This is a genomic window from Paenibacillus sp. 203 (genome assembly GCF_037027525.1).
Classification (GTDB): Bacteria; Bacillota; Bacilli; order Paenibacillales; family Paenibacillaceae; genus Paenibacillus; species Paenibacillus polymyxa_B.
Genome location: NZ_JAXCHD010000008.1, coordinates 127,812 through 150,936 on the forward strand (window position 1 = coordinate 127,812; position 23,125 = coordinate 150,936).

Annotated in this window: 19 protein-coding genes and 1 pseudogene; 11 read left to right on the forward strand and 9 right to left on the reverse strand. The window is 42.2% G+C overall.

All coding sequences use genetic code 11. From position 1 onward, the window contains the following. Positions 1-72 precede the first annotated feature (72 nt). On the forward strand, positions 73-1,698 hold the full coding sequence (locus WA407_RS19110) for a recombinase family protein (RefSeq protein ID WP_336078137.1): 1,626 nt from the start codon (positions 73-75) through the stop codon (positions 1,696-1,698). A 60-nt stretch (positions 1,699-1,758) separates the two neighbouring features. On the opposite strand, the gene WA407_RS19115 is transcribed toward WA407_RS19110, so the two are convergent. Next, entirely contained in the window at positions 1,759-2,046 is a 288-nt protein-coding gene (locus WA407_RS19115) for a hypothetical protein (protein ID WP_336078138.1), read from the reverse strand. Between the two features lie 289 nt (positions 2,047-2,335). On the opposite strand from WA407_RS19115, the gene WA407_RS19120 reads away from it, so the two are divergent. Further along, on the forward strand, positions 2,336-3,535 hold the full coding sequence (locus WA407_RS19120; protein WP_336078139.1) for a hypothetical protein: 1,200 nt from the start codon (positions 2,336-2,338) through the stop codon (positions 3,533-3,535). A gap of 115 nt (positions 3,536-3,650) precedes the next feature. Beyond that, entirely contained in the window at positions 3,651-4,145 is a 495-nt protein-coding gene (locus tag WA407_RS19125; protein ID WP_016821839.1) for a stalk domain-containing protein, read from the forward strand. Between the two features lie 692 nt (positions 4,146-4,837). Here WA407_RS19125 and WA407_RS19130 read toward each other — a convergent pair. Both WA407_RS19130 and WA407_RS19135 read right to left on the reverse strand, forming a co-directional pair. Next, positions 4,838-5,182, reverse strand: a complete 345-nt coding sequence (locus WA407_RS19130) for a hypothetical protein (RefSeq protein ID WP_336078140.1) — start codon at positions 5,180-5,182, stop codon at positions 4,838-4,840. A gap of 14 nt (positions 5,183-5,196) precedes the next feature. Continuing rightward, on the reverse strand, positions 5,197-8,178 hold the full coding sequence (locus tag WA407_RS19135; RefSeq protein WP_336078141.1) for a contractile injection system protein, VgrG/Pvc8 family: 2,982 nt from the start codon (positions 8,176-8,178) through the stop codon (positions 5,197-5,199). Positions 8,179-8,586: 408 nt separating this feature from the next. Between WA407_RS19135 and WA407_RS19140 the strand changes: the two are divergent. The 3 genes and pseudogenes from WA407_RS19140 to WA407_RS19150 form a co-directional block, all read left to right on the forward strand. Continuing rightward, positions 8,587-8,880, forward strand: a pseudogene (locus WA407_RS19140) (N-6 DNA methylase); the annotation flags it as partial. Positions 8,881-9,239: 359 nt separating this feature from the next. Continuing rightward, positions 9,240-10,229: a tRNA dihydrouridine synthase gene (locus tag WA407_RS19145; protein WP_254327194.1), complete on the forward strand. Its 990-nt coding sequence runs from the start codon at positions 9,240-9,242 to the stop codon at positions 10,227-10,229. 55 nt (positions 10,230-10,284) lie between these two features. Further along, positions 10,285-10,854 (forward strand): SF0329 family protein, encoded by a 570-nt coding sequence (locus WA407_RS19150; RefSeq protein ID WP_336078142.1) that lies wholly within the window; start codon positions 10,285-10,287, stop codon positions 10,852-10,854. 170 nt (positions 10,855-11,024) lie between these two features. Here WA407_RS19150 and WA407_RS19155 read toward each other — a convergent pair whose 3' ends face one another. Next, positions 11,025-12,455 (reverse strand): pyridoxal phosphate-dependent decarboxylase family protein, encoded by a 1,431-nt coding sequence (locus WA407_RS19155; RefSeq protein WP_336078143.1) that lies wholly within the window; start codon positions 12,453-12,455, stop codon positions 11,025-11,027. 305 nt (positions 12,456-12,760) lie between these two features. After that, entirely contained in the window at positions 12,761-13,702 is a 942-nt protein-coding gene (locus tag WA407_RS19160) for an AraC family transcriptional regulator (protein ID WP_254329610.1), read from the reverse strand. Between the two features lie 195 nt (positions 13,703-13,897). Here WA407_RS19160 and WA407_RS19165 point away from each other — a divergent pair, with 195 nt between their 5' ends. The 3 genes from WA407_RS19165 (at position 13,898) to WA407_RS19175 (ending at position 17,633) form a co-directional block, all read left to right on the forward strand. Beyond that, positions 13,898-14,917 carry a glycoside hydrolase family 88/105 protein gene (locus tag WA407_RS19165; protein ID WP_336078144.1) on the forward strand — a complete coding sequence of 340 codons (1,020 nt, stop codon included), beginning with the start codon at positions 13,898-13,900 and terminating at the stop codon, positions 14,915-14,917. 12 nt (positions 14,918-14,929) lie between these two features. Next, positions 14,930-17,104: a 1,3-beta-galactosyl-N-acetylhexosamine phosphorylase gene (gnpA, locus tag WA407_RS19170; RefSeq protein ID WP_336078145.1), complete on the forward strand. Its 2,175-nt coding sequence runs from the start codon at positions 14,930-14,932 to the stop codon at positions 17,102-17,104. Positions 17,105-17,261: 157 nt separating this feature from the next. Further along, entirely contained in the window at positions 17,262-17,633 is a 372-nt protein-coding gene (locus WA407_RS19175; RefSeq protein WP_231109497.1) for a hypothetical protein, read from the forward strand. 91 nt (positions 17,634-17,724) lie between these two features. Here WA407_RS19175 and WA407_RS19180 read toward each other — a convergent pair whose 3' ends face one another. Next, positions 17,725-18,663, reverse strand: coding sequence for a helix-turn-helix transcriptional regulator (locus WA407_RS19180; RefSeq protein WP_250259336.1), 939 nt, complete (start codon positions 18,661-18,663; stop codon positions 17,725-17,727). Between the two features lie 112 nt (positions 18,664-18,775). Here WA407_RS19180 and WA407_RS19185 point away from each other — a divergent pair, with 112 nt between their 5' ends. Together WA407_RS19185 and WA407_RS19190 are read left to right on the forward strand one after the other, a co-directional pair. Then, a complete protein-coding gene (locus tag WA407_RS19185) occupies positions 18,776-19,222 on the forward strand; it encodes a VOC family protein (RefSeq protein ID WP_336078146.1) in 447 nt (148 codons plus the stop codon). A 101-nt stretch (positions 19,223-19,323) separates the two neighbouring features. Continuing rightward, the gene (locus WA407_RS19190; RefSeq protein ID WP_336078147.1) at positions 19,324-20,802 is read left to right on the forward strand and encodes a protein adenylyltransferase SelO; all 1,479 of its coding nucleotides are present in this window, start codon (positions 19,324-19,326) and stop codon (positions 20,800-20,802) included. Positions 20,803-20,905: 103 nt separating this feature from the next. On the opposite strand, the gene WA407_RS19195 is transcribed toward WA407_RS19190, so the two are convergent. The 3 genes from WA407_RS19195 to WA407_RS19205 are packed head-to-tail and all read right to left on the reverse strand — an operon-like array spanning position 20,906 to position 23,117. Next, a complete protein-coding gene (locus WA407_RS19195; RefSeq protein ID WP_013308879.1) occupies positions 20,906-21,322 on the reverse strand; it encodes a DUF4280 domain-containing protein in 417 nt (138 codons plus the stop codon). Positions 21,323-21,327: 5 nt separating this feature from the next. Further along, complete coding sequence (locus tag WA407_RS19200) at positions 21,328-21,858, reverse strand: hypothetical protein (protein WP_336078148.1); 531 nt, start codon at positions 21,856-21,858, stop codon at positions 21,328-21,330. Next, entirely contained in the window at positions 21,855-23,117 is a 1,263-nt protein-coding gene (locus WA407_RS19205; protein ID WP_336078149.1) for a pentapeptide repeat-containing protein, read from the reverse strand. Before WA407_RS19205 ends, WA407_RS19200 begins: the two co-directional genes overlap by 4 nt. Positions 23,118-23,125: the final 8 nt, after the last annotated feature.

Consider the following 23,125-nt stretch of genomic DNA (forward strand, 5'->3'; position numbering starts at 1 on the left):
TGGACTTGATGATGTGCCGAAAGCATTATACCATGTGACCGTATAAAGAAGATATCGAAGGGAGAAACGTCTATGGCACAAGCCGCATCCGCAAAAAAAGTTGTGATCGTTCCCATTAAAACGATGGACATCGTAGAGGGAATTCAATCTATACAAAAGAAGAAAGTCGCTGCCTATTGCCGGGTCAGTACCGATTCCGAGGAGCAAAAGGAGAGCTATACCAATCAGGTGAATTACTATACCCAATACATTCAAAACAACTTGGAATGGGAAATGGCTGATATTTATGCAGATGAAGGCATCACCGGAACCAGCACTAAAAATAGAACGCATTTTAATCGGATGATACAGGATGCTCGAAACGGTAAACTGGATCTTATTCTAGTGAAATCTATTTCGAGGTTTGCCAGAAATACACTGGATTTATTGAAATATGTACGGGAACTCAAAAGTCTCGGAGTGGCTGTATTCTTTGAACGGGAGAATATTAATACACTGGATACCACAGGTGAAGTATTGCTAACCATCCTAAGTTCCCTTGCACAAGATGAGAGTCGAAATATTTCGGAAAACAGCCGGTGGGGAATACTACGTGGCTTCCAAAACGGCAAAGTTTTCTGTAACACGAACCGCTTCCTCGGCTATGATAAGGATGAACATGGTGAACTGGTCATTAATGAGAAGGAAGCCGAGATTGTACGGCGCATATACGAGGAGTATTTGGATGGCAAAAGCTATCAAGCGATAGCTAGAGGTTTGATGCGAGATCACATTAAAACAGTCACGGGTGGCGATACGTGGTGGGATTCCTCCATTACCTTAATTCTGACCAATGAGAAATATTACGGAGCTTTGCTTCAGCAAAAGACGGTAACGGTAGATTTTCTAACCCACAAACGAATAAGGAATAAAGGACAGGAGCAGCAATATTTAATTGAGGACAACCATGAACCGATTGTATCCAAGGAAATATTTGAAGCGGTGCAAAAGGAAAAGGAACGGAGGGCCAAGCTGAAAGGGAGTGTGATGGGGGAGAGTAAAAGATACTCCAGCAAATATGCACTGAGCAGTAAAGTATATTGTGGATGCTGCGGAGCTATTTTTAAACGGCGAACCTGGAACAGCAATAATCCATCCAAAAAAGTGGTATGGCAATGCAAAACATATGTCAATGAAGGTAAAGCAGTTTGTGATGCCAAATCGGTTGATGAACAAATTTTACATTCTGCGTTTGTACGAGTATTTAATCAGATGTATGAGAACAAGGAAAGATTCATACGAACGTTGAAAGCCAACATTGAATCGATACTATCGAGCAAAGTAGGGCAAGAACCGCTATTGGACATCGAAGGACAGATGCAACAATTGAAATTCGACTTGAAGGAACTAGTGAATCTTAAGCTACGGAATCAAATTGATGAGACTATATATGATGAAGAAACGAACAGACTTTCCAGTGAGCTAAACGAGCTACGGCAACAGCTGCTGATATTAGAGGAGGAAGAGGATCGAAAGGAAAAAATTAAGGAACGTGTCGATGAGATTATTCAACTTTTAAACTCGCGGCAAGATATACTGGAACAATTTGATGATAACCTATTTAATGCGTTGGTGGAGAAGATCACAATTCTCTCACCAGCGCATTTTGTTTTTACCTTGAAAAGTGGAATGAGCATAGATGAAATCATAGAAGATTAATAGAACATTGTTAAATGAATTTATCGGCTAGAGAAACCATAGTCTGAGACTATCAATGGGCTAACGAATATTTGTGGGCTGTATGACGGGAAGAATCAATCGAATCCCGTCTTTTACTCCTTCCATATACATGGATTGTTTGTCTTGACTTAGCTGATAACCTATGGCTTCTTCCCATTCAGATAGCAGATGTTGAATATCCTCGTTTTGATTCATTTTGAATTCATCCATTTGCGTGAATAGATTTTTGTCCTCTGGTAAATTTGAAGCCTGTTGTTCACTGGCTAGTTCTAATTGATAAAATTGTTGGCATAATGCTTCTTGAAACCAATCTGGCCAATTTGACATTGTGTGCTTCCCCTCCCGTGGTTGAAGTGTGTGTATGTTAACTCTGATGGGGAGGGATGGCAAGTCATTATTTTTGTGTAAAGGGATGTCTGCTATAGAGGCATCTCTCTAGTACTAAGTAGTTTCGAATAGAATTACAGAAAATGTTCTATTTCTTTTTTTATTACAAATAAAAGTATTGATTCTGTAAATCTTATCCACTATAATGCACATAGAGTTATTTTTATGAATAAATTTCCATAACCAAAGAAACGCTGGCCAGCTTTCGATTATAGCATTACATTAAAATATGGAGAGTGAGTTTATAATTATGCTGAAGAAAACAAAGATTACTCTTTCTATTCTACTCATGGCCGTTTCCATTCCGAGCTTGGCTGCAAATGCTCAAGGGCAAGAACCTTCGTCGAATGAATTTAACCAGTATATTAAAGACGCTATTGAGCAAGAAATCCAACTGGAGGCTCCTGCTGCTGCAAAAGGGATATCAACATTAAACAACAAAGATTTTGATCATTCTGTTGATAGCCTTATGGAAAAAGGAGTACTTAAACAGGATACAATTCAAAAAATCGAAAAGTTGCAGGATGCCGAAGTGGTTATATTGAATATTGACGAAACTGGTGATCTGGTTGATGCTACTTCTTCCAAACAAGGAGATATTAAAGACCAATTTGAAAAGAAAGTTACCGATGCAACTTATAAAAGCGATGAGCTGGGTGAGAGTAAAGTGAGCGACCATAAAATTACTCTTCAATCTACTTTATCGAATAGAGGCAATACTGCTGGAAAGGAGACGGGAGCATTTCATCGACTTCAAACGCCAGCAAGCAATTCGTCCATCGTATATAATGGTGTAATGGCAGATTCTATCACCCTGCCAACTTATGATATTGCAAATGCCGATGCTGATAATGAAGCCGCTTATATGTATACAGGGGTAGATGGAGTCGCGGAAGTTGGATTTGAGGGCTTGAAATCTAAGAGTACCTCAGCCGGGTGGTATCCTGTTTTCCATGCAAAGGTACTCCATACTGTCAACGAAGGAGATGACAACGGCTATAGCCAGCCAAATTCAAGAGATACCACCTATGTTTATAGATCTAAAAGATTTGATAATGGAGCTACTATAAATGGATACAAAGTATTTTACTATGCTGGGAAATCTGATGAGCCTACTTTAACCATTAGAGAGCAAATTAATTATTCCAATATTTATGTGGTTAAATTTAATGGACTGGGTACGACTGGACGGTCTGTTAAGAGAGTGACTGCCATAGCTATGAATGGAGTATCAAATAGTACTACTTCTTTTAAGCATGGGTTCACATCTGCAGTTTGGAATAATATGCGCTTTCTAGTTAACAACAGTGCCAGTGCGAAATATCCCCAAAATGTTACCAATTTAAGTGATGATGTGTGGAATCATGGCGGAAGAATTGATTATACGAACAGTAATAATGTCGAGAGATACTCATTCTATGCCCGATAAAGATATAATATTATAACATTCCTAATGTAATAATTGGAACTTCAGTTTTATTGGGCAGTTGATCCAAAAAATAACGAAGAGGTTCTGGTTGATGAATGGAGAAAGGTGATACACTATGTTAAAACGTATAATTTTGCCCTTAGCTTTTATCTTTGTGTTCGTTTCTTCTCTCTCAGTTGAGAACGCTTATGCGGGATCTAAATATAGGTATAATGTTGAAGTTACTGTAAATAATAAAACTTTGGCAATAGACTCCAATCCAAATAATAGCACTTTGACAACAGACATCAATCCGTATATAGAGAGATCCACCAACACAGTATATGTCCCTATTAAATTCATATCTGAGGGCTTGGGAGAGTCTGTCTCGTGGAACAGGCCTAAACAAGAAGTTACAATTAAATCGAAGAATGGTACAATTATACGATTAACCGTGGGTAGCAAAGTTGCATACGTGAATGATGAAGAAAAGATGATGCCAAGTGCTCCCGATATGCCGGAATATCCAAATCGGGTTATGGTTCCTCTTAGATTCGTTTCGGAAGTTCTGGGGGCTACAGTAAATTCAACCACGATCAATGGAACATTACATGTTGATATTAAGAAATAATGCTTAATTGTTTGGGAATGAGTAACAAACCAATTGCTCTTCAAGTCTGATACATAAGGCTTGAGGAGCAATAATAATAACAATTAATGCATAGCAGGAAAAGTTTGGAATAGGGGTTCGACTCCCCACTGAAAACCCGCTCAATGAGCGGGTTGTTACTTTTAATCATTCGAAATTGTAGACCAATGTAGTCATGAAATATTTAAGGTATAGAGTTTGATGGAGCTTGTAGACACTCTGCTACGTTTAAATCATGTTGTTGATAAAACCGCCGTCGTAATGCTTCGAGAAACCAATCTGGCCAATTTGACATAGCGCATTTTCCCTCCCGTGGTTTGAGTGTGTGTATGTTAACTCTGATGGGGAGGGATGGCAAGTTATTGTTTTGTGTAGGGATGTTGAATTATCTTTAAAAGTATATTTTTCATTAAGAGAATTTTTGGTTTATATATAGATTTAAATATCGAGAAAAATACCCATTTAAGTAATAAAAATAACAAAAAATAGGTCAATCATGGTAGTATGTGACCATAATCGACCTGTCAATGTAACGGATTAGCGTTATTGGGGTTATAAAAATAAAGCATCTAATGTTCGTACAACCGGAATGTAGGAATCTTTATACGGGTATTACAAGGGTTAGATGTGTTATTGGTTGAATGAAGGGTTCATTCGGCACTGGGTAGGGCTTTTTAATCAGCCGCCAAGTAACCCTTGATTTCATCAGCTAGTTCAAGTACTCTCCTCCAATCAGGTGAATTTCTAACTGCATTAACATTCCACTCATCGCCTTGCTGTAATTCTAGAACTAAGTCTCTTAAGATAGAACTTTTATACACCATCTCATCACTAAGTAGCCCTGCATCATTAAGTCTTTGTAAGACATCAGCGTGTAAAAATGAAATTACCCCTGTATCGAATTCTTCAAAGATATTGTACCCAATTACCATATCATCCTCACTTAGAAGATATGTTCCACATTTATCAATCGTATCTACGTATAGCTCCAATAGTTTTTCTGCGGATATTTTTTCCATTAAACAAATCCCCTTTATTTTTGAATAACTGTAGCCTTATCGCCGGGTAACGGTTTATAATCAGGTCCCACTACCTTGACTTTGCCTGTCTGACCACTTGAGAATCCAATGTATGACCCTTCATGTACCCCTCCTCCTGGATGATAGAACACAGACTTATCGCCGTTTGTGAATTTCCATCCAGTACCTGCTGAGCCATAAGTACCTTTCGTCCATCCATCTCCAAGAGTTCTTCCAACTTCATCAGCTGATTTACCCCATAGGGCTTTGGGATTACTTAGAATATCATCATAAGATTTTAACTCTGTTACCCATGTGAAATTTCCGTTTCCATATTTGCTTTTGTAGTAATCATTCCATTCTGCTCCTGTTCGAGGTATCTGTGCAGAATCACCCGTCCCCTCAGTTTTAGGAGGTTTCTCCTTGGGTTTTCCTGCTTTTGAAGGCATAACTTCTGATGCGTTCTCAATAGGTTCGGATACATTTTTTGTGGTGATGCTCTTCTGATCTATTCGTTGTTGAATTCTCCTCACATTTTCTCTTGCAAGCCTAGCACTCTCAGAAGCCCCTTCTTTGCCCATTCTGGAGAATTCATTTTTGAGGGCTCTACCTTCACCACCTCGACCGTCGAGTGCCAACGGCTCGTGTGTTAGGTTTGCATAGCTCATCCATCGTTGTTCCTCTGGAGTAATACCTACTTGATTGGATAGAATCAAAAAATCACCCGGATAATTTTGTTTCCAGTCATCGTAGTATTTAAAGTCTGGATCTCCATTCGCTTTACGAACTACCCCGTCCTCAGCACGGTAACTTCCTGACGGGATTTCAGGTCTGTAGTTCTCGTAAGCGGCCCAATGGAGATGGTCTCTATTAATTTTCTCATACTCTTCATCACTGATCTTAGGAGGAGTATTTTCTTTTTTTGCTTTAAGAGCAGCTTCCTTTTCTGCTTTAAGAGCAGCTTCAGTTCTAGCTTTTTCTTGTTCTTTATATTCCCTCAGCATTCTATCTCGAACACTTTTAGGAACTTGCTGATAGGCATGAGCCATAGCATTAGACTCTTTCAGCAGGTTTTGAACCAACTCCAATGGGCCACCGGAATCAGCCAAATGACGCGCACTCGTATATACTTTACCTAAAATCCACTTGCTATAGTAAGCTTGTTTAGCTTGCTCATGCTCATATTGACTGATTAGTCCTTGGAGTGCTAGACCAGCCAAGTGTTTCAACGGATGAATGCCGTTCCCCTTACCGGCTCCAATCGTAGGAGTTCCTTTGCTCCGAACGGGGATCATTGCGGTTGCTTTCAGAATGAGACCCGTCGCAGGCCCACCTAAAGCTCCCGCAACAACGCCAGCCACTTTTCCCATCACTGGAATGGAACCTAATAGCTTGGACACCGTACCCAACAAAGAGTTGGCCTGTTGAAGTGCAGCCGGACTTGTCACTTTGGCGGTAGGAGTGCTGCTTGATGATGTCTTAGCTGCTGATGGAGCTTGCGCCGCCTCGTATGCTTTGATGCTCATCAATGGAGGTTCAGGTACAGGAGGGAGGTCAGCTACGAAAACAGGAGCTTTCACCGTACCTTCCTGATATATCACCGGAGCTTTGGTATCCGTTTCACCATCCAGTACCATGCTGCTGGCTCCGCCTTTTAGAAACAGCGCCGTTCCAGCTTCCAGTGAAAGTTCCTCGCCAGCATCGAGCTTCACGTGACCACCCTGAATCTGCACATTCCCTGGACTGTCGATGGTAATGCCGCTACTTTCATGCAGTGTAATGGAAAATTCACCGGAGGTGCATAGAGTCAGCTCATGCTCAGACATTTCTACGCCGCTACCTTGCACATGTTGCCATACCTTCACATTCGGCTGTCCATTGGTGTGTCGTTGTTGCCGCAGTGAATCCGTTACATAGGCATCCTGTTCGCGGTGGGTAGGCAGATACAATTCCACCTGTTCTCCTACTTCAGGCATATCGTACCAGCCGCTATGTTCTTCAGCTACATATCGAGTCGCTACAGGAAACCAACAGGCTTTGGCAGGATCTTGCTTCGGGTCGATGTCCAGTTGAAGCTGCACAAAATCCTGTTGTACCTTGAGCACCGTTCCTGTCAGCGAAATCCCGGTGACCTGATCGTTTTCATAGCGGGCATAGTGGATATTCTGTTCGGCTTGAAGGTCATAGCGGGTACGCAGTAAGCCATCTGCTAAGGTTGTCACTGCCTGAACCACGACCAGTTCTTTTCCTTGCCCGATAGGTAACGTGATAAGGTCGCCCAGCGCATAGTATTGCAGACTTTCAATCATATAGGTGACATACGAGCCAGCACGTTCGCCTGGCTTTTTCCCATCCAGCTCATGAAACGTTTTTCGTACTCGATAAAATACATCCCGCTCCACCTTATGCTGTTTGCCTTCCGGCATTCCGAAGAAAACCTTGGGCGAGGCTGCGGTTACCTCTGGCACAAGGACGGAACCAAAGCGAGCAGCGAGACGTTTTAAAAACGCCCAATCAGTCTCCTCATATTGTAAAACAAATGCCTCCAGTTTGGCATAGTGGCTTACCGTATCAATGGCATCTCCGTACTGATATTTTCGAACCAGCGCAGTGACCAGATCATCATAAGTGCGGTGAATATCTTGATAGGAGCGTCTTTTTACCTTGATATCCATCTGGTACGAATGGGAAGCGGCCTCCAGTTCAAATGTATATACGCCTCGCACACAGTGTACGGACATACGTGTAACAATTCCATGGAACAGTCTTCTCAGCGGTTGTCCCTGATCATCCAACTGACGAATCACAATCGGCTCTTGCTCCATATCCTGTCCAATGCATGCAGCTCCGTGTTCTTCGGAGAGCATACCACTGATATGTAAATAGGCATGATCATTAATGGTACGTGTTATTTGAAGTTGTTGGATGTGTAGTGGCTGAAAGGGACCATAAAAGCGTAGGCTTTCATATCCGATCCCATCTGATAATACGCTCAAGTGAGTTCATAACTCCTTTCTAGATGCGATGGGTATTTCCAAGTAAAGCACGTCTTCTTGAAATTGCTTTTGATTAAAGAAGCCGCAGATGAGTATAACAGTGAGTCCATATAAATATGTATAACAAGGTTTGTACGCTAAAAAGGGGCGGGAGGTGATATTTAATAAACAACCCAGCATATGTATTTATCGGTTAAAAGAGAGATTTAGTTTACAGAATGACCCATTCATTGGGGGGGGCGATGTGTATTTTTGGAAGGAGGAAGTACGGAAGGGAAATGTGGAGTAGAAGAAAGCGTATAATAGATAAAAAATACAATAAAAAGGAATATATCCCTTCCGTCGTCTCAACACATGTGGAGTGTTGTTCACTATTGGTCAGAAAAGACTAATAGTTGAGGTGTATTGGCGTTTGAAAAAGGTAAAAATCAAAACAAACTTACTGATAAAAACATCAATAAGATTATCGAAACGTACCGAAATCGTGTAGATGTTGATAAATATGCTCACGTGGCATCACTTAAAGAAATCAAAGAAAACGAGTTTAACTTAAATATTCCTCGCTACGTGGATACGTTTGAAGAAGAGCAAGTCATTGACCTTGCCGAAGTGAGTAAGCTTTTAGAGCAAGATAAACAAGAAATCGCTGAACTTGAAGCCAAAATCAATGAACAGCTGAAAATTTTGGGTATTCATGTGTAGAAATTGACGAAAAGGGTCAAGGATATTATTCCTCGGCTCTTTTTTTAAGCTATTCGCATGGGAACGACGTAGGCTGGGGGAAGTTATGCCGTGCAGTATTTCTATGAACTGCGGTGCAGTACGTTATAGAAGATGGCAAGGAGGGCGGCGCTCTTCCTTTTTTTGCGAGTCTTTTGGGGAGTATGCTCCTCAATTGAGTATGATATACTCATTTAGATGTCTATGCTTAACATATACTGCCGTTTGAACTACGTTGCTTAAACATGTTATATGTGAAGAAGAAGCAAGGACATGAACAGGTTAGCTTTACCATCTTGGGACCAAAGATTTGTCCTGGTATTTATAGAGGAGTTTTTGATATGACGAATAATTTTTGGCGTGATTTGCCACGACCTTTTTTTATACTGGCACCGATGGAAGATGTGACGGATGTTGTGTTTCGCCATGTCGTAAGTGAAGCAGCCAGACCGGATGTGTTTTTTACGGAGTTTGCGAATACAGAGAGTTATTGTCACCCGGAGGGGAACAAAAGTGTACGCGGGCGTTTGACTTTTACAGAGGATGAACAGCCCATGGTGGCCCATATCTGGGGAGATAAGCCGGAATATTTCCGTGAAATGAGCATTGGTATGGCGAAAGAAGGCTTCAAAGGCATCGATATTAATATGGGTTGTCCTGTAGCGAATGTAGCGGAGAATGGGAAGGGAAGCGGCCTGATCTGCCGTCCCGAAATCGCAGCGGATATCATTCAGGCCGCCAAAGCCGGGGGACTGCCCGTCAGTGTGAAAACAAGGCTTGGTTTCACTGCCGTAGATGAATGGCGCGACTGGTTGACCCATATTTTAAAACAAGACATTGTGAATTTGTCCATTCATCTGCGGACCAGAGAGGAAATGAGCAAAGTAGACGCTCACTGGGAACTAATTCCGGAGATTAAGAAACTTCGTGATGAGGTGGCACCAGATACACTGCTGACCATTAACGGAGATATTCCGGACCGTCAGACCGGCTTGAAGCTCGCTGAGCAATATGGAGTGGATGGCATTATGATTGGGCGTGGTATTTTCCAGAATCCATTTGCGTTTGAGAAGGAGCCGAAGGAACACAGCAGTGAGGAATTGCTTGAATTGCTGCGGCTTCATCTAGATCTCCATGATCATTATTCAGCGCAGGAGCCACGTTCGTTCAGCCCTCTCGCCCGCTTCTTCAAAATATATGTCCGTGGATTCCGAGGGGCAAGTGAACTCAGAAACAGCTTAATGAACGCCAAATCAACAAGTGAAGTGCGTACATTGCTTGATGAGTTTGGAAGCAAGGATCATGATGAGGTAGAGGAACGTGGAAATTAAATTGCCAAGTTGAGGGTTGGGCTGTTAGTAGGCATTGAAAACATAGGAGGAATATATGTCCTGGAGTAAATTGAAGCAACAACTGGAGAGCTTCCTCTGTCCTGCGTTAGACGGAAGGGTAGAATACCGAGCGACCAGTTACCGTTATTTGTCTGATAAGTCTGGAATTTGTTATATAACTGTAGATAAGAAGAACATACTCAATATGAATGATATCACTAGTCCAATCAAATGGTATCAGACGGAGTTGGAAATCAAGAATGATCCCAATATCCAAGTTCCTATCAGCAATGAAGAAATTGAAGCGGTCAGAAAAGATACCAAAGGGACCGTTCCAGAGGATCGTCTACAAGTAATTGCAAGAGGTAGAAAAATATCAGAGCATGCAAAGGAGCTTTTGTCAGCACAGGCCTCATTAAGCAAGTCTAATTTTAATGTTGTAGCTAATAAATTTTTAACTACTTCTATAGAGGAAAGCTTAGAGAGTAATGATATCTTATTGAATATTCTAGCTTTAGTGGACAGACGAGTTGGAAAAAAGCGAATATTAAACATGACCGAGAAGATGAAGTTAAAGCATCCCAGTGTGCAGTATTTTTATGAACTAAGGCGTAGTACGTTATGAAAATAAATAAATTCCATTGATGGGGGCACGTCGTGTCAGGGTTGTCCTCACTGCAATTTGAAAAATGTATGGGAGAAACAGTAAAAAGGGGCGACAAGCCCCTCTTAATTGTGTGATGCTGATAATTTTCGTTTATTTACAGAAATCGTAGCAAATAGTTTCAAAATTTTTCATCGCAAAAAAACTTTTTTCTCATTTAATGATCTTGCTATATTCGATAAAAGCTGAATTGTATTCCTTATTTCATGTTCCGTAGTGTCTGGGTGAATTGCACAGATTCGGAGAACAGTTTTTCCATTAAGTTGTGTCGTAAGCACAGCGGCATATCCATTCGCCACCATTTCTTGGGGGATCCTTTTATTGAGTGAATCTAATTCTTGCTCAGATAATCCAGTTGGCGCATATCGAAAATTAACAATCGCTAATTTAGCGGGGGTTACAATTTCCCAATGATTATGTTTTTTGATTTCATCTTCAGCCCATTCTGCGAGTTGAACTCCATGCTCTATAACTTCACTGACAGCATTCGTTCCTAAAGCTTGCAGTGTCACCCATAGTTTCAAACTTCGAGCAGGCCGGGTTAACTCAGGACCCAGATCCCAATAATTCATATGTTCTTCATCAGTCTCGGCATCTTTCAAATACTCTGGATGGGTGCTGAAGCAATTTTCGAGGTGCTGCTTTTCTTTGGCTAAAACCACACTACAGGAATAGGTCTGCATTAGCCATTTGTGTGCATCCCAGGTGATACTATCTGAACGCGATATCCCGCTCAAAAGAGACTTATATTTCGAAGAAGCCAAAATCGACGCACCGTAAGCTCCATCCACGTGTAACCAAATATTATGTTTTTCACATAGGTCAGCAATTTCGTTTAATGGGTCAATGCTTCCCGTATTGGTTGTGCCTGCCGTGGCAATGATTGCAAAAGGCTTCATCCCAGCCGCTTGATCATCCATTAATTTTTTTTCTAAGGCTGAAACATCCATACGAAAATTTGTATCACTTGGAACCTTCCTGATTTGATCACTGCGGAATCCGAGGATGCGTAACCCTTTGGCGACCGATGAATGAGTTTGATCTGAAACATAAGCAGTTCCAATGGCATATTCCTGCTCGGATAACTTTGCATTGCGTGCAGCTGCTAAAGCGGTCAAATTCGACAGCGATCCGCCCGACAGAAATAAGCCTCCAGCAGTATTGGGATATCCTGCTTGGTCACACATCCACCGGATCACTTCCCCCTCTAAAAGGCTTGCGCTCGAACTCAGCATCCAGCTTCCGGCATGGGTATTATAGGCGCTGGTCATGATATCTCCTAACCACGAGTAAAGAGACATTGGACCAGGAACCAATGCGAAAAAGCGAGGGTGTTGCATGAAGGTTTGGTGAGGATAGACGTTTTTCCTCATTTCATCGACGACCTCTTGTATCGGTCTTCCTTTTTTCGGAAAACCAATTCCCCTTAAATGAGCTATCGTATCCTCATCTGCAATGTTGATTACTTTTTGAGATCGAATGTTATTATTTTCTGCTATTAATGAATGTATGAACTGCTCAATAATCTCGCCTAATTGCTGATTTGGTTCTTGATTCATCATAAGCATCTCCATCTCCTTTGTTTAACTTCAACCAAAGTATAATATAACATCTGTTGTCATATTGTGAGATTCACCGATTTCATCATTACGTTTATTTTTAGGCACTTTGCTATTACATAAATTAATTTTCAAGGTCGAAGATGGCTATATGACGGGGCTTACTGGAATGGAGTTGTTAAAAGATTTGGATTTTATGCTTTTTCTAGATCCATTGCAAAATGTGATTAATCATATAAAGCAGAAAATGGCTAGTTTGATATCTAGAATAATGAATTCGTCTTATCAAGTTTATTTCTGCTGTTATGCTAAACCCACCCCGTAAACTCCAGTATAGACGCTTTCGCAGATTGCGCTTCGGATTGTGCCCCTTTACGCCATTCTTTGGGCGGCTTTCCCATAAGCCTGGAAAAGCAACGGTTGAAGCTGGAAATGGAGTGAAAACCGACTTGTTCGGAGATCGAAAGAATAGAATCCTCCGTGCTTTTTAACTGCTTGCAAGCCTCTTCGATTCGGGTGCTGTTTAGGAAATCGAGAGGCGACGTCCCCATAATTTCATGGAATTTTCTTCGGAAATGAGTTGTACTTAAATGGCACAGATCGGCCAAAAAATCCATGGTAATGGGGTTCATATAGTTTTTCGTGATGTACTCCAGAACTGGAGAAATGACAAAATCGCTTTTCAGGCTATGCTCTGTTTCTTGATCTGCCAACAGTTCATTCCTGGAATGAATTCTAAGGAGTTCTATGTAAAGTGATAACAATAAACCGTAGGTACTTTCCTGATAGTAAGGATTCTGCTGTTTTAATTCCTCTACGATTGAAGTCGCAAGTGTATAAACCTTGGGATGTTGCTCCTTATTCAATATACAGTTCATTCCCTTCACCACCCACAAATTCGGCTCGAAGTTGCTGTAAGCACTTTTAAATGAATGTTGAAAGAGGTCCTCTGGCGAAAAAAAGATATAAGACCAAAGACTGGCTGTATTGGGCGAACTATACGTGGTATGAGGAAGATACCTGGGGATGAAGGTCACATCGCCCGCTTTGAAGGGTACAGATTCTCCTTTGATCTCCATGATGCCGCTATCTGAATAGCATATACCAATCTCCAAATGGTTATGGAAATGGAGATGCTCACTTTTAATATCTGAAATCTTCCAACGATCACCGCTTAATAGCAAGACAGGGAAATTTATAGGCAAGCTGTAGTGCCGATATTCTATAACGGGCTTCTTTTTTCTGGGCATATTCAATACCCCCATGACTTTGATTTTAACCAGCAGATATACATAAATGATTAGAATTGCGCAGTTTTGTTGCGAATATGCTTAGATGGAGACTATTTTACTGCGTACAATGGAATAAGTAAAGCGTTTCCAAAACAGTGACGAACAGCTCTCAAGCGCCCTTGGGGGCGTGTGCGATAGGAGAGGGGAATAACGATGCTTCAATTGAATTATGAGAAGGAAGAGATATTAAAAGTTATCGACAAAGTTGTCAGAAAAACAATGGCGATGGATTTGACGTGGGATTGGCCTTGCGGTGTGGCTTATTATGGTGTATCCACGGCCTATACAAAAACAGGTAATAAAGACTATTTGAATATGCTTAAGCAGTGGGCGGATGAATATATCGAGCTGGGTCTGCCGCACTGGACGGTAAACACATGTGCTATGGGCCATATGCTGATCACATTGTATGAAGAAACAGGGGACCAGAAATATTGGGATATTGTGATGAGCAAGGTGGATTATATTCGGAACCATGCTCTCAGGTTCGGAGACCATGTTCTGCAGCATACGGTATCTGTTGCTAATGATTTTCCAGAACAGGCATGGGCGGACACGTTGTTTATGGCGGCATTTTTTCTGCTCCGTGTAGGAACCAAATTAAAGGATGAGGAAATGATCCAGGACGCCTTAAACCAATATTACTGGCATATCAAATACCTGCAAGACCCTAGTAGCGGTTTCTGGTACCATGGCTACAATAATGTCAAGCAAGACCATATGTCCGGATTTTTCTGGGGGAGAGCGAATGCTTGGGGAGCCTATACCATGTCGCAAGTTAAAATTCATTTGAAAGACTGGTATTTATATCCGCAGTGCATGGACGTGGAGTGTTCGCTTCGGGATCAACTGGCGGCACTGAAGGGGGTTCAAACGGAGAACGGCCTGTGGCGGACGGTACTGGATGACGAGGATTCCTACGAAGAAGTGTCTGCATCTTGCGGAATCGCGGCAGCCATGATCAATAACGGCAATCCGCTGCATACCAAATACGTGCAAAAGGCATTGGAGGGCATCTTGAACCATATTAGCGAGGACGGACGGGTACTAGGTGTGTCGGGCGGCACAGCGGTTATGAAAGATCGGGATGGGTATCGGAATATTCCAAAAGACTGGATTCAGGGCTGGGGTCAAGGCCTGGCATTGGCCTTTCTGTCTGATATGTTGAATTAGGAGGGAACCAAGTTGTCCAAACAAACTACGGGGAACTTTACACTACCGGGAGAATCCGGTTATGAGGCGCTGACCCTAAAATTAGCTGAACGGTGGGGTGCCGATGTCATCCGTGATAGTGACGGCACGCAATTGTCCGATGAGATTATTAACGCTGGGTACGGCATATATTCGACAATCTGTATCATCAGAGATCATAATGAGTGGGCGTCCCACCATCTGGATAAGCTGCAGCAGTGTTTTTTAATTACAAATCCGAAGGTAGCTGTACAAGATTATGTATCCATCTATCTGATGGAGGATTTTTTTGCTGAACAATTCAAAGTTAATGATTCCAAAGAGGCGTTTAACTATTGGCAGGTTTTTGACAGAACGACCGGAGAGGAAGTTCCAAGAGAACAGTGGAATTATGAAAGGGAATCCGGAAATGTGGTCATTACCGGAATTGTTCCTTGGCATAAATACACGGTAAGCTTTATGGCCTACCGGATCTGGGAAGAGATTTCCATGTACAATCACACAACGAATCATTGGGACAAAGAGCATTTGATGCAGATTGATCCCATCTATGCAGAAACGCAAAAATATCTGCTGGATTGGATGGAAGATTGGTGTCTCCATCATAAGGAAACCACGGTTGTTCGGTTTACCTCCTTATTTTATAATTTCGCCTGGATCTGGGGCAGTAATGAGCGCAATCGCCATCTGTTCTCTGACTGGGGTTCATATGATTTTACGGTAAGTTCAAGAGCGCTTGATCTGTTTGCCAAGAAATACGGGTATTCGATGACTGCCGAGGATTTTGTGAATGGCGGGAAATACCGCGTCAGTCATATCCCGGCTGAGCAGCGCAAGCTGGATTGGATGGCATTTATCAATGATTTTGTAATCGAATTTGGCAAGAAATTAATTGACATTGTGCATAGGTACGAGAAGCTGGCCTATGTTTTCTATGATGACAGTTGGGTTGGCATGGAGCCTTACAATGACCGTTTTCAAGAGTTTGGATTTGACGGGTTGATTAAATGTGTATTCTCAGGTTATGAGGCGAGGCTTTGTTCAGGTGTAAAAGTGAATACGCATGAGATTCGGCTGCATCCATACTTATTTCCAGTTGGTTTAGGCGGGCTTCCTACCTTTATGGAAGGGGGAAACCCCACGCTGGATGCCAAAAAGTATTGGATTAATATCCGGCGCGCCTTGCTGCGGGAGCCTATTGACCGGATTGGGCTGGGCGGATATTTACATCTTGTAGAGCCTTACCCGGATTTTTGCGATTACATCGAAAAGATTGCCAATGAATTCAGAGAAATTAAGGAACTGCACCATGAAGGCCAACCCTATCACATGAAGACGAAGGTAGCTATTCTGCATAGCTGGGGAAAATTAAAATCGTGGACATTGTCCGGCCATTTCCATGAAACGTATATGCATGATTTGATGCATGTCAATGAAGCTTTATCCGGATTGCCGATTGAAGTGCAGTTCATTGATTTTGAAGATATCCGTCAGGGAATTCTACAGGATTGTGATGTAGTGATCAATGCCGGCTCTGCTGGTTCAGCATGGAGTGGTGGGGAGCACTGGAATGACAACAAGTGTGTAGACTTACTGACCCAATGGGTTTATGAGGGTGGTGTCTTTATTGGTATCAACCAGCCTTCTGCGGTTGAAGGCCACGACAGCTTTTTCAGAATGGCACATGTTCTCGGTCTGGATGAGGATACAGGCTCCAGGGTAGGTCATGGAAAATGGACTTATGAGGTTAGGGATGAGCATGGTTTGGTTCCTGAAGGAGCCAGTATAACGCCAAAGAATAGCATTTATCTTACCGATGGGTCAGCTGCGGTAGTGAAGGAAACGAGTGGTATGATAGCATTGTCTACTCATGCCTTCGGTAAAGGAAAGGGGATCTACCTTCCTTCTTTCGAATTCAGCTGGGAAAACACAAGGTTGCTGCTGAATATAATTCGGTTTGCAGGCAATGAGTTACATGAAACGAAGTACATTACAGATAACCTATATACAGAGTGTGCTTATTATCCAGAAAGTAAAATATTGGTTGTTATTAACAATAGCGATCAACTTCAAAGAACGACGATTGAAACGGAATACGGCAAACAAACCATGGAATTAGATCCGTATGACACCATGATCACCCATATCGGCTTAACAAAATCGGTATAGGAACGGAAAATAATGAGAAGTAGCGGTATCAAGCCCTCCTTTATTTTAAGGAAGGGCTTTTTGTTTCAGCATCAAAAAATCAAGCTAATTTACCGGGGATTTTGTCCATTCAAAAGTATCTACCTCATCATTAACTATAAGTAGAACAATTAAGGAGATGATTTCTTTGAGAAAGGCAACCTTAATGAAAATTAAAAATGCGGAAGCAAAGTTGGGAAGAAAGCTAAAAAAAAGAAGTCATGTGGTTATGAATCTTAAAAAAGCCATTCGTGTAACTCAACTTGGAGATGGATTCGCACGCTTCACTTTCGCTCCGATCACTATTTCTCCTAATAGCTTTAGAAGCACTACGATTAACGGTAACGCCTACAATTTGATTAGCGGTGCATGGACTTTCTCTGGAAATGAACAAGGGTTTCTTCTCAATAATTATTCCGCGGCCGAAGACAGATGGGTGTTTACTGCATGGAATCCAACTGGATTCACAAGAACGGTATCCTATGCTGTTATCGCCAAACGGAAGCCATAATTCAAATGTCATCGTTAGCAAGGAAAAGGAACGTGAGCCTTCTTTTCCTTGCTAAAATGTAGAGAAAATTTTGAACAAACCTTCGATGATCTTATAATTTTTGATAGTGGTTTAAGAGGTGCTCAACTCTATCTTTAATAATCCTTTTTAAAGATTCTGGCTTCACTGATCGTACATAATGACCATATCTCATAAAATAATGAGCGATAAACTCCTCTTCTCCAGGATTATAAAATCCCTTAATGACTGTCTTATCACTATTTTCTATTTTCATTGAAGGATAATGTTCTTTATAAAAAATATCCTTGGCTTGTTCTACAATCTCTACTTCAAAGTCAATGCTCTTCTCAGATTGATACATTTCTAATGAACGATTAAGGAGTTCATCTATAGAAAAGCGAGAATTGTTCTCCTCTTCTTCTACAAAGGTGATTCGATCACATCTGAAAACTCTATATTTATTCGTATGTAACTCTATTCCAGTAGCATACCATTGGCCAAACTTAGCGGAAATTTTGAAAAATTGAACATAGTAACTTTTGTTCTGATTATTTTTTACATATTTAACTTTACACGTACTCTCATTAAGAATGCTTGTTAGAATTTTATCTAAATAGCGACTAACATGATTATGCTGATATATTTCAAATTGTAGAACCTTTTTCATTTTATGAATCTGGTTTATTTGTATTTTAGAAAGACAGTGTTCAAACTTTTCATTCAGTTGATTAACACTTAAGTGAAAGGGTGTGGATTGATAAGCTTCTAACGTTAACATTGCAAAGTACAGAGCATACACTTCATCCATCGTAAAAATAATGGGGGATAACAATCTATTTTTTAGGATACCATATCGTCCATGTCTGCCATGTTCCGAAAAAATAGGCATACCTAATTGTTCCAATGAACTAATATCACGTAGAGCTGTACTTTTTGAGATATGGTATTTATCCATTAGGTCATTTAAATTAAAAAACTCTCGACTGTTTAAGTATCTGATCATGTCATTTAATCTTTCTGATTTCTTCATCTAAATCTCCTTATAAAGGTGTCATATTTTGATACCTTTTTATATGATAATAAGTTCAAGGGAATAGATCAAATTCATAAGATATCTACACATATAAAAGGAGATTGATACCATGAGTACAACATTAGAAGTAGCTATTTTCTTATCCATGAACGGAAAGGCAAAAGAAGCTATACATTTTTACAAAAAACATTTCAACGCAGAGGAATTGTTTCTTGTTACCTATCAAGACATGGCCCAACGTGACAGCTCCATACAGCTTACTGATGAAAATAAAAATTATATTTCTCATTCAGTCTTAGCAATCGGAAAAACAAAGGTAATGATAGCAGAAGATACAATGAATCCCAGTGAAGAATATACAGTAGGGAATAATACTTCATTATGTATTCAAAGTGCTGACCTAGAAGAAATTAAACATTTTTATAATAGCTTGATTACGGATGATCGAGTGAAAATTATTGTGCCTTTATCAAATAATGTGTTTAGCCAAGCCTACGGTATTATTGAAGACCCGTTCGGTATTCAAATACAATTAATGTTTGATAATCGATTATAATAAAAAAAGCATGTTCGATGTTTCATAATTGGATAATAAATGGGCAGAAGTAAAAACTAAAATGGGAAAACCTAAGATACCGCAGCAGAAAAGGAGACACTATGACGGAGAAAAAAGAAATAGCAGATCAAAAAGGGTGGAACTTCGACAACAGTTACTCTCGTTTGCCGGAATCATTGTTTACAAAGCTCAACCTGACTCCTGTCCGCTCACCCAAGCTGATCATTCTTAATCATCCGTTGGCAGCATCACTGGGGTTGAACGGTACAGCGCTGCAAAGGAATGATGGCGTAGCGGAGCTGGCTGGAAACCAGGTTCCAGAAGGAGCCGTACCTCTTGCTCAAGCTTACGCAGGGCATCAATTCGGGCATTTTAACATGTTAGGAGACGGTCGTGCTCTGCTGCTTGGCGAACAGATCACTCCCTTGGGTGAACGGGTTGATATTCAGCTCAAGGGCTCAGGCAGAACGCCATATTCCCGTGGTGGTGACGGCCGTGCGGCACTTGGTCCGATGCTTCGCGAATACATCATCAGTGAGGCGATGCATGCGCTGGATATTGCTACCACCCGCAGCTTGGCGGTGGTATCCACGGGTGAGTCGATCATCCGGGAAACCGAGCAGCCCGGAGCCATTCTGACCCGTGTGGCTGGCAGTCATCTTCGCGTCGGAACCTTTCAATACGTCTCAGCATGGGGCACGTCCCAAGATCTCCGTGTTCTGGCTGATTATACCTTGGAAAGACACTACCCGGAAGTTGCCAATGACGAAAACCGTTACCTTTCACTGCTTCAGGAAGTGATTAAGCGTCAAGCCGAGCTGATTGCCAAATGGCAGCTGGTTGGTTTTATTCATGGGGTGATGAACACCGACAATATGACCCTTAGCGGAGAAACCATTGATTATGGTCCTTGCGCCTTCATGGATACCTATGATCCTGAGACGGTGTTCAGTTCCATCGACAGGCAGGGACGCTATGCTTATGCCAATCAGCCGCATATTGCTGCGTGGAATCTCGCGAGATTTGCTGAGACGCTCTTGCCACTGCTGCATGACAACAGGGAGCAGGCTGTCACACTGGCTGAGGATGAAATTTCAGATTTTGTAAAAATGTTTCACCATTATTGGCTTGCAGGAATGCGGGCGAAGCTAGGGATCTTTAACGAAGAGCAGGAGGATGAATCTCTTATTGAGGAGCTTCTGAGTATCATGCAGAAGCATCGTGCCGACTACACCAATACCTTCCGTGCCCTAACTTTGAACAAGCTGGAAGATACGGTTCTGTTCAGCACTGCGGAATTCACCCAGTGGCACGAGCAGTGGCAGGCGAGGCTGGGCAGACAGCAGGAATCACAAGCCTCCTCGCGTCAGCTGATGCACAGCAGTAATCCTGCAATCATCCCACGCAACCACCGGGTAGAAGAAGCACTAGAAGCTGCGGTGGAACGAGAAGACTACCGTGTGATGGAGCAGCTTCTTGAAGTTCTTTCGAACCCTTATGCTTACTCTACCGAACAGGAAATTTACTCTACATTGCCTGAGGAATCCACCTGTCCTTATCGAACCTACTGTGGTACCTGATGTGGAGCAAACGATTTGAAGATAACCTATATCATGCGTTGGTGGAGAAGATAGCCAATCTCTCACCAACGCTTTTGTTTTTATAGGGGTAGGTTGTAACTGTTTAATCCAGCTCCTGACCGTCATTTTCGATCTGTATGTGTCCGCAATAAAGACATTGATGCGTACAGTTCTGCGTAAGAGCAGGCTGGCCTTCGATGCGCATGTCACTTTTTCCGTTCAACCAAGGCATCGTAAGGACAGGAATACACGGGGCCTTTTTCACTCCATAAATATCGACCATCTCACTGGCTTGCACAGCCGGATTCAGCGGACTGGAGCAATTTCCAAAAGATTTTATGTTCACTCCAGGTACATAATCTCCAATATTCATCTGTGCTTTATTTTTGACATACACCCCATGACTAAAAGGGCGCTTCAAACGCGTAGGCTGTGTACCGTAACTACAGCTTAAAATCGCACCCGCCACAACATAGCTTTTTTTCGCACCTGTTCCAGGTTGCACACTTGCTTCTTCCATACGGATTATTCCTCCTTTGTGGCCATCTCCACTTTTTGCACACGAACACCTGTAAATGGACGACGCAGCAGACTTTCCGCTACCGCGAGATTGATATAGACATGTGCTTCCAACAAGCCGGCAATCCGAAATATAGACGGTTCGATTTTCCCGTACTTAAGTACCAGTTGCTTCAAAGTATGGTCGGGATACCACTCGGTTTGTGAGGAAAGACAATCCACCACAGGTGGACGCAGTACCCAGTACACATCCTGCCTGGCTTTCTGAAAATCGGTAAGTATAGCGGCCTTCCATTCCAGCTCCGGCATATATTTTTCCAACAGGGCTTTCATGGAGTCTGAAACCAGCGGCAAAGGGAACTCCAGAAAATCCGGATATACGGTTCGTGGATCTGTATGTACTGCTAAAAACAGGGGAGTGTCCTCCGCCTGAATGGTGCGATCCGAAAGGATATCCTCCACTTGTAAGGAAGACAGGGGAGCAGTCTCCACCCGATGCTTTACGCGCTCGTCCGCCATGAGTCGGAAATACCTCATGACATCCACTCTCCTTTACTCACTGTATCTGTTATCTGTGTAGCCAGTGGCGATTCTACAACAGCAAGGCCAATAGCTTGGCTTAGTTGGTCATCTGTAAAGATTACCCGGTGTAGCTTTGCTCCTGTAAAATTAGCTCCTATTAAACAAGCACCTATAAACGAAGCGCCAGTAACATCGGCTCCTACAAAGCAGGCACCTGTTAGATCCGCGCCGTTAAATAAAGCTCTTTGCAGCGCGGCATCTTGGAAAGCAGCCCCTTGAAGCTGTGCATGTTGAAAACTAGCTCCCTGTAAATTAGCTCTTGTAAAATTCACTCCATCCAATCCTAACGGTTCCCAATCCAGCCAAGCATCCGATCCATATTCGCAATTGCTTATAACTTCGTCCAGTACAGCCTCTTGCAGGGAACAGCCACTAAAATCGGCTCCGTGAAGCAGGCTGTGCGAAAAGTTGGTTTCATCTAGCTGAGCTTCTTGCCATACCGTGCCTACGAGGATACAGTGATGCAATCGACTTTGTTGCATCCCGATCTGGCGAAAGACTGTATAGCGAAAATCCAAGGAGCTGTAATCTCCATCCGACAGTTGAACTTGAGACAGGGCTTGGTAGCTGTAGGCCGATTCTTCTCTTTCCTCCAGCCAAGACTTTATTATGTTTGCATCCATGGGTCTCCGATCTTCCCGATACACAGAGACACTATGATCCATATACTCTCCGACGCGAATCTCAACAGCTTCTTCACGATCCAACGCCTCAAACTCTGGTAGGTTGACTGCTTGCTTCATAGCCTGACGAACCAGACTAACGATCATCGTATGAAGATATCCCGCTGCTTCCAGCATGATCTGTTCTAATTCAAGTTCGGAAAGGGAGACTTGCTGCTTCAAAGTTTCAGCCCCAAGCTGTTCACGTAATTGAATCCAATAGAAAAAAATCCAACTTGCATCGTACTCCAACTGAACGGGCTCAGCATCAAGCATCCATAAGGCATCCGTAGCTTCAACAAGATAAACGGGTTTCTGTTCAAGCCATGTGGTACGCAGCATAGAGTAGGTGATGTAACCAATATGACCTTTACGACCTGTGAGTTGTTTTTGCCGAACCAGCTCACAAAAGGCGCGAAAATGTTCTACTATATGCTGTAATCTTTGTGTTTGTGTTGATTTACAGTTCAACGCCCATTCTTTGCGAATGAAAGACCAAGCCTGATGAAGAGCCGCTTGTTGCTGATCTAACACATCTGTTTGCTTTTCCATTTCTAATC